Source organism: Ruminococcus sp. RTP21484sp1_RTP21277st1_D2_RTP21277_210401 (genome assembly GCF_040924225.1).
Taxonomy (GTDB): domain Bacteria; phylum Bacillota; class Clostridia; order Lachnospirales; family Lachnospiraceae; genus Blautia_A; species Blautia_A faecis.
The window spans coordinates 63,779-72,559 of record NZ_JBCOMJ010000028.1; the positions used below are offsets into that span (position 1 = coordinate 63,779).

Below are 8,781 nucleotides of genomic sequence, written 5' to 3' on the forward strand. Positions count from 1 at the left end.
TGTATGTTTGCGAACCAGGTTAAAAATGTAAGAATACAATTAGAAATGAGTCAGAAAAAATTAGCGAATGCTCTGGGAGTAAGTTTTGCTACCATTAATAGGTGGGAAAATTCAAGAAATGAACCGAGTCAACTAGCTAAAAATTCTTTTTATGAATTTTGTGAAAGCAATTTTATTGATGTTAATGAATTGAAAAAGCTTTGACGATTTTCTTGTTTATTTATAAAACTCGATTGGAGGATGTAAAATGGCCAGAGCAGATTTACTATGCGAATTAATTAAGGCAGGATTGCGAAAAGATGATATGACTTTCCGTAGAGCAACGCAAGCAATTTGTGCCGAAGAACGAACAAAACAACATGAGATATTAGCGAATAAAATAGAGCAGCTTCTAAAGGAAAATCCAGAACAGACAATTTCTACTCCGAGGAATACGAATATGCACACTATAAACAGTATCAATAGTATTCCAAAGCATTTATTTGAAGAAAAAATGCCAGAAAAAAGATTAGAGCAGCTGTTACTTCCGGATAATGTTGTTGAAACATGTAGAGCGATTATTGAAGAACAGATGAGGGCGGATTTGCTTAGATCTTATGGATTGGAACCAAGAAACAAAATTTTGCTTATAGGCCCCCCTGGAAATGGCAAGACATCTTTAGCGGAGGCAATTGCTGAAGCTCTTATGGTACCACTTATTACTGTAAGATATGATACAATTATTGGAGCATATTTGGGAGAAACTGCCTCAAGGCTTTCAAAATTATTTGAATATGCTAGTACGAGGCAATGTGTGTTGTTTTTTGATGAATTTGATACAATTGGAAAAGAACGAGGAGATCAGCACGAGACAGGTGAAATAAAAAGAGTCGTTAGCTCACTTCTTTTGCAAATTGATTCATTGCCAAGTTATGTTGTTGCAATAGCAGCAACTAACCATGATGCTTTATTAGATCAAGCTGTTTGGAGAAGATTCCAAATGAAATTGGAATTACCAAAACCGACACGAGCCAATCTAGAAAAGTGGTTTGTGCTATTTGAAAAGCGTATGAATTTTTCCTTTGGACTTGCACCAAGTACTTTGGCAAAAAAATTATATGGAAAAAGCTATGCGGAGGCAGAGGAGTTTGCATTATCTGTTTTTCGCCAATATATTTTGAATGGACCGAGTGCTAAAGCAAAAAATATTACTAATATGCAGCTTCGTCTTTGTGGATATCAGACAGAAGAAAAATAAGGAGGGATGAGTCATGCCAGAAAGACCATTAGTGTTGTTTGCAGCTCCAACAGTTGCTGATAAGGAAAGAAGATATGGTGGTGCATCAAAGTATTATCTTCCATCACATTCACGACAGGTATCAAGATTGACCCCTCAGTTTAATGTGCTTCAGCATACAATAAATAGCGGAAATATATATTTTACTAATTATGCCACAGGCGTTGATCCAGAATATACATTAGTATTTGAGACAGTAGGAGATCCACGTGATTTTTACAAAGCAGTTAATAAATTGAAAGAGGAGTATCCTACAGTTGAATGGTTAATGGAGTTATCGGATTCTAATTTGAATAATTCAGATGATTTTTATGTTATGGATAGTCAGGCAGCTCGTGATGATTCAAAAAAACTAACAACGAAATTGTTTTGCATCATGACGAATCAAGTGGCATTGAATGAAATCATATCGTTATGGAATCATTATCAAACTGATGAAAATTTTAAGTTTCCTAGAGGAATGGCTGGTTTCAAGCAATTGTTCAGAACATTATATGATGTGCATAAATGGGGAATTGAGGAAAGGTTGGAGGATACAGGATTAATAGAGATATGGGAAGAAGAATTGCAAGATGCATCGTTGGAAAAGGTGAAGGTTCAAATTGAATTATTCTTCCGTTCATCAATTTCAAAGCGTCAAGAAGTAGAAGGTAATATTAAAAATATTGTTATTCAAACAGGAGGAGAAATTCTTAGTTGTTCGGTCATACCAGAGATTGAGTATCATGCCATTTTAGCTACTATTCCTCGTGAATATGCTCAAAAAATTATAGATAGAGAGGAAGTAGGACTTGTAATAGCTGAACCAATTATGTTCCTAAAACCATGTGTTCAAGCAGTGTTTTCAAGTGATAATAATAACTTTTCGGATTCAAATAGTTTTAGTGTCCCAACCAATGTGATCGAGGAGCCTATTATTGCTTTGTTTGATGGTGTTCCTCAAGCCAATCATCCTCTGTTAAAAGGAATGTTGATGGTCGATGACCCAGATGGATTTGAAAGTTTTTATGAGGTACGTGAGCGTGTTCATGGGACTGCCATGGCATCACTTATTTTACGAGGGCAGGATATGTCTACTATTGAGGACGAAATAAGAAAAGTATATGTACGTCCTATTATGAAACCGGAGACTTGGAATAATAAAGTTACGGAATATATTCCAGATGATTTTTTATTAGTAGACAAAATCCATGAAGCTGTTCGTAGATTATTCGAACCAGAAGCTGGACAAGTGGCTTCGAATGTTCGAATTATTAATTTATCGATCGGAATACGTTATAGAGAATTCTATAATATTATTAGTCCTTTGGCACGATTGTTAGATTGGCTGAGTTATAAATATAGAGTTTTATTTATAGTGAGTGCGGGGAATCATCCAGAGGCAATTGATACAGGATTGGATTTTAACGATTTTAAGAAATTAAGAGATGAGGATAAAGATGCAATAATAATTAAATTCATAGATCAGGACATTCGAAATAGACGTTTGCTGTCTCCGGCAGAAAGTATGAATGCTTTGACGGTAGGAGCAACTTTTGCCGATAATAACGATGAAAATCCAATTGGTCCTTTAGCAAAGTTGTGTTCTGATAATATACCTGCTGTTTATGGTTCGTTTGGAAGTGGGATTAATAATGCAATTAAACCAGATATTTTCTTTCCTGGCGGAAGAAGTTTTGTTCATGAAGATTATATGCATAGAGGTGTGGTTAGATGGAGGAAAAGTTCAACAAGGGCACCGGGCATTTCTTCAGCAGCACCAGGATTAACTACGGGAGCAATTGTAAATAAAGCGTTTTCTTTTGGAACCAGTGATGCAACAGCTCTTGTTACCAATAAAGCGCAGGAATGTTATGCTGTGTTAGATGAGATTTTTATGAAAGAAACGGGAATGGGAGTTCCTAATGAATATGTTGCTGTATTGATAAAGGCAATGCTTGCTCATGGAGCATCTTGGAATGGCTGGGATCGATTGTTTCAAGGTATCTTAGGTATATCTGGTAATAGTGCAAAGAATGCATTACATAGATATTTGGGATATGGGGAGCCTGATGTTGAAAGAGTTAAGGAATGTACAAAAGAGCAAGTGACGCTTATCGGATTTGGAGACATCGCCCAAGATAAAGCGTTTGTTTATTCAATACCGATACCTATTGAATTTCATGAGAAGAGTTTAAAGAGAAAATTAACAGTAACGCTTGCATATTTATCCCCTATACATCCTTCCTCTATTAAATATAGAGAGAAACAAGTTTGGGTAACAATAAATAATGGAAATAGCTTGATTGGTTCTAGAGCGGAATATGATTATCATGCTGTACAAAGAGGTACTCTTCAGCATGAAATATTTGAAAATGATAGTATAGAGGTATGGGATATTGATCAATCCATAGAATTAAAAGTTAATTGTCGAGGATGTGCATCAGAGAATAATCCTGAAATGCTGATACCATATGCACTATTTGCAACATTTGAAATGGCTCCAGATTGTGGAGTCGATGTATATCAAAAAGTTGTGGATAAAGTTCAGGTTAAGAATGCGATTAAAACGGTGTAAAATTAGCGGGATACATTTGCACTTCACTTCTGAGAATTTTAAGCGAATGGTATAAACTGTTTATGTCTATAAAATGACGGAATGTTGATATTTTAGAAGGGGTAAATGCTATCCCCCTGAGTGGGGTATAAACGTTTTCGCAAAAGGTGACGGTTTCGCTATTTAGTATAAGAAGAAACTTTCACCGCATGTCGAGACGGTATGTTTATTGTCCAAACTTCATGAAGCGAAGCATCATGTGAATGTGACATTGGAGATGGATGAGTTGGATGTTACTTCTGTAGAGAGTAAGGCAACTTATGAAGAGATAAAAGAGTATGTGTTGGAGAAACATGGTTTGCGGGTTACGAATCTTTATATTGCACAGGTCAAGAGAAAGTGCGGTATTATCGAGAGGGAAAATTATAATAAGTCTAAGTCTGAGGTTGCAAAGCAGACACAGTGTCCGGAGGATAAGGAAATGGCAATTAGGGATGCGCTGGAGTATTTCGGAATGGTGTAATTATAGGGGGGTATTTGTATGTTAATTGATGAATTAGTTTCGTTTTGTGATGAAGAATATCAGAATAGTGAATGTTTTCCATGTTCAGCAAAGGTGATGTGTGAGAGGGAATGTGGATATAACTGTAAGGACTGTTTAGATGACATTCATTTTCATCATCATACTTATAGAGATGAATATAACTGCGAAAGATTACTTGACTATTATATATGCAGATATTCATATAAGTATTGTTCAGAAATGATATATGCACTAAGACAACTTGATTTAGCACAGTATCCATATTTTCATATTTTGTCGTTAGGTTGTGGGGGAGCGCCAGATTTAATGGCATTTGAATATATGGACTATGAACAACAGATATCATACTATGGAGTAGATAAAAATCCATATTGGGAAAAAATTCATGACTATATAGAAGTGAATTTTAATGGTGGTAGAACAAGATTTGATCGAGATATTAACGTCTTAAAATATTTTGAGGAAAATGAAATAAGAGGGTGTAATGTTATTGTTATTCAGTATTTAATATCTTTCTTTTATGATGCTGTAGGACGGAATGGACTCAGAAGGTGGTTTTCGTATCTCGCAGAAAACATAGTGAGAAATAAGCTGGATAATTCACCACTTTTAATAATAATTAATGATGCGGATAGCATTAATACTGGGCGAGATGCATTTCCTTTGTTTGTGGAAGAAATTGAAAGAGTTGGTCTAAGTATTTCTTATGAGCGGAGAAGAAGATTTAAGGACCATAATTATTATGCAGGATCTTTGAGGTATGAAAATAATCAAAATGTATTTGAAAGAGAAATACCAGATAGATTTGTTTACGATTATTGTGTTGCAAAATATTGTGAAAGCGCTCAACTAATATTGGAGGTGATTTGATGATAATAAGTGCTAGTAGACGCACAGATATTCCTTCTTTTTACTCGGAATGGATGTTGAATCGATTAAAAGAAAAATATGTGTTGGTTAGAAATCCGATGAATATTCATCAGGTAAGTAAAATAGATTTGTCTCCAAACGTAGTTGATGCTATTGTTTTTTGGACAAAAAATCCAACTCCGATGTTGGTGCAGTTGGATGAGTTAAAAGATTATACATATTATTTTCAATTTACATTAAGTGCATATGGTCCGGATGTAGAGAGAAATTTACCTTCAAAAAATAAGATTATTATACCTACATTTCAAAAACTATCTCAGGAGATTGGTAAAGAAAAGATTGTATGGAGATATGATCCTATCTTTTTCAATGAGCAATACTCAATACAATATCATTGTAAATATTTTGAGGTCTTGGCTTCGAAATTAGCAGGATATACAGAAAAGTGCACCGTTAGTTTTATGGATTTATATCGGAATACAGAGAGAAATGTTAGGCCTCTTAATATTGTGAAAGATACTTATGAGATGCAAGAAGAATTGCTGCAACGATTTGTAGAGATAGCCAGACAATATGAATTATATATAGATACATGTGCGGAAATTGGTGATTTTCATAAATTACGAGTTGAACATGCACATTGTATTGATAAGGAAAGAATTGAACGAATTGGTGGCTTTAAACTTGATGTAGATAAAGATACAAATCAAAGAGCGGAATGTGGCTGTGTAGCAAGTATCGACATAGGAGCTTATAATACTTGCAAAAATGGTTGCTTGTATTGTTATGCAAATTATAGTGAAAACACAGTTGGAAAGAATTTTGGCATGCATAATCCTAAATCGCCATTATTGTTTGGAGAAATTGATGAATCTGATATAATCAAAGAGAGAAAAGTAAAGTCATTAATCAAAACTCAAATGAGTTTGTTTGACGATTAATAAAATGATGAGATTTTATGGAGGTGTTTAGAGATGATATTACAGCTTAGCGTAAAGAATCAGAGTATTGAATCTTCAGGAATCACAAATGACTACAAGGAGGCTATTTGTGAATATGTATGGAATGGATTTGAGGCTCATGCAACAGAAGTTAATATTGATTATTCTTTAAATATTGCTTCTGGGGTTAGTGAACTGTCTATTTCAGATAACGGAGATGGAATTGTTTATGATGATTTATCAGACACCTTCGGAGCTTTTTTGACATCTCAAAAAAATCTTTTGTCATTAAAAATGAAATCCAAGGCTAATAAGGGTAAGGGAAGATTTTCTTTTTCTGCTTTTGCTACTGGAGCAAAGTGGATTACCACTTATAAGGATTCTGATTCCATTGAATATAAAGCATATGAAATAATATTGGAAAATGATAAGAAAGAAGTCCTCAGTTATACAGAACCGAAAGTTTCTGCAATAAGGAAAGCAGGAACAAAGGTAGAGTTTGACAATATTTTTTCCTTGACGGCGGAAAATATGGCATTTGAAGTTCTTGAGCCAGCATTGTTAAAGGAATTTGCGTGGTTTTTATATTTGTGCAAGGGCAGAAATTTAAAAATAAATATAAATGGAAAACCAATTGAATATGAAAAATATATTAATACAGAATTTAGCGAAAAGACAATAACGACGATAGCTGGAAGTAGATTTGAAGTAACACTCATTGTATGGACAGAGGCGATAAAAGAAAAATTCTGTTGTTATTTCTTTGATAGCAAAGATGAAGTGAAAAGTATTGAGACAACATCATTTAACAGAAATACTGTTGAGTTTAATCACAGCGTTTTTGTGAAATCTGATTTCTTTGACGGACAGGAAAATGACTGCATGGAAATGGAGAGTGACCAGATAAGTCTGTTCACAGATGAGGATGATAAAAAGGTATATAAAGAACTCAAAAAGTTTATAGCTAAATTTATCGAAAAGAAAATTGGTAATTATATGTCTCAAAAGGCAGATGATGCAGTAAGACAGATGATTGAGGAACGAAAGACATTTCCAGAATTTCCGGATGATCCATATGGGAAAATGCAAAAACAAGATCTGGAAAAAGTAACAAAGGAAATCTATAAAATTGAGCCGAAAATTTTTTATAAATTAAAGCCAGTTCAAGAAAAATCTTTGTTAGGTTTTTTGAACCTTTTGCTTAATTCAAGAGAACGAGAAAACGTTCTAACAATAGTTGAGCAAATAGTGGAACTAACACCAGAGCAGAGACAAGATTTTTCTGATATGTTGCGTAAAACAAAGCTTGAAAATGTAATTGACACAATTAAATTTGTTCAAGATAGATATAAGGTTATTGAATTGCTGAGAACAATTGTATTTGATATGACTCAGTATGCAAATGAGAGAGACCACATTCAGAAGATAGTGCAGCAGCATTTCTGGTTATTTGGCGAACAATTTAACTTGGCAAGTGCAGATGAAAGAATGAAGAATGCTTTAGAAAAGTATATTAATTTTTTATATGGAGTAAAAGATATAGAGGCGACTCTCGATGAAGATGCAGAGCAAGAACGTAGAATGGATATATTTATGTGCAATGTTCGTGATATTGAAGCTTCATTTGGAACCACTATGGAAGAGAATATTATTGTAGAGTTAAAGGCACCAAAGGTTATCTTGTCAAAGAAAGTATTAAGACAAATCGAAGACTATATGGATTTTGTAAGAAAGCAACCTAATTTCAATAGCGAGTACAGAAGATGGAAGTTTATTGCCGTTTGCAAAGAAGTGGATGAGGATGTAAAAGGCAGATACAAGACATTTGAAGACAAAGGGAAAATTGGATTGGTTATACAAGTAGAAAATTACGAAGTCTATGCATTAACGTGGGATGATGTTTTCAAGAGTTTTGAATTAAGACATGCGCCTTTGTTGAAACGATTGAACTATGACAGAGAGAAATTAGCTAAAGAACTTATGAAAGAAATTGAAAACGAAGAAGGACGTGATAAAGTAAATACATTAACTAATATTGCAATTGGTAAGATTGGTGATGTAAGTTAAGGGTCATTTTAATATGTTTACAGCAGGGGCTGATGTGCTAAGCTGTTATATAAGCGATAGGCTCAGATTTCTGTGAGGGAATCTGAAATTTTGTGCATAAACTGAATATTCCGGATTAGATTCCATCAGTTGTCCGGTGATATGGAAATCACTTTTAGATTCACTTTTGTGCATACCGAATCATAATTTTTATGAGAATATTAGTAAAGGCTGCTACGCACCGCAGATGCGGTAGGGCCTTGACTAATATCCCCATAGAAATGGACAAATAGTCAAGCACAAAAACGTGGTTTCCGAGTACCGGAACTCCGATTTCCAAATTTCCGGACTTGCGATTTTGAGCCGCAAGAATATTCATAAACTTATCAACACATTAGTGGTTTCATGCTGTCAACATATAAAATTGAGTAAAAACCTTTGAGAACTGACTGTACTGCCGTCCGCGGGAGAAATCCTGCGGGCGTTTTTTACTTTATAGGAAAGACCGCCTGTGGCGCTCTCTTGAATTGAAAAATGCCCGCACGGAGGCGGGCACGACGACAAGACG

7 protein-coding genes are annotated in these 8,781 nt (G+C 34.7%); all 7 read left to right on the top strand.

The window, feature by feature from the left end; genetic code table 11:
- The first annotated feature begins 3 nt into the window (after window positions 1-3).
- Entirely contained in the window at window positions 4-204 is a 201-nt protein-coding gene (locus tag AB5706_RS17135) for a helix-turn-helix domain-containing protein (RefSeq protein WP_320641121.1), read from the top strand.
- Between the two features lie 43 nt (window positions 205-247).
- Window positions 248-1,237, top strand: coding sequence for an AAA family ATPase (locus AB5706_RS17140; protein WP_368366207.1), 990 nt, complete (start codon window positions 248-250; stop codon window positions 1,235-1,237).
- A gap of 13 nt (window positions 1,238-1,250) precedes the next feature.
- Window positions 1,251-3,833 (top strand): S8 family serine peptidase, encoded by a 2,583-nt coding sequence (locus AB5706_RS17145; RefSeq protein WP_368366208.1) that lies wholly within the window; start codon window positions 1,251-1,253, stop codon window positions 3,831-3,833.
- Window positions 3,834-4,041: 208 nt separating this feature from the next.
- Window positions 4,042-4,335, top strand: coding sequence for a 23S rRNA methyltransferase (locus tag AB5706_RS17150; protein ID WP_368366209.1), 294 nt, complete (start codon window positions 4,042-4,044; stop codon window positions 4,333-4,335).
- A gap of 18 nt (window positions 4,336-4,353) precedes the next feature.
- Entirely contained in the window at window positions 4,354-5,226 is an 873-nt protein-coding gene (locus AB5706_RS17155; RefSeq protein ID WP_173770965.1) for a hypothetical protein, read from the top strand.
- The gene (locus AB5706_RS17160) at window positions 5,226-6,167 is read left to right on the top strand and encodes a DUF1848 domain-containing protein (protein ID WP_173770964.1); all 942 of its coding nucleotides are present in this window, start codon (window positions 5,226-5,228) and stop codon (window positions 6,165-6,167) included. Before AB5706_RS17155 ends, AB5706_RS17160 begins: the two co-directional genes overlap by 1 nt.
- Before the next feature lie 33 nt (window positions 6,168-6,200).
- The gene (locus AB5706_RS17165) at window positions 6,201-8,234 is read left to right on the top strand and encodes an ATP-binding protein (protein WP_173770963.1); all 2,034 of its coding nucleotides are present in this window, start codon (window positions 6,201-6,203) and stop codon (window positions 8,232-8,234) included.
- Window positions 8,235-8,781 lie beyond the last annotated feature (547 nt).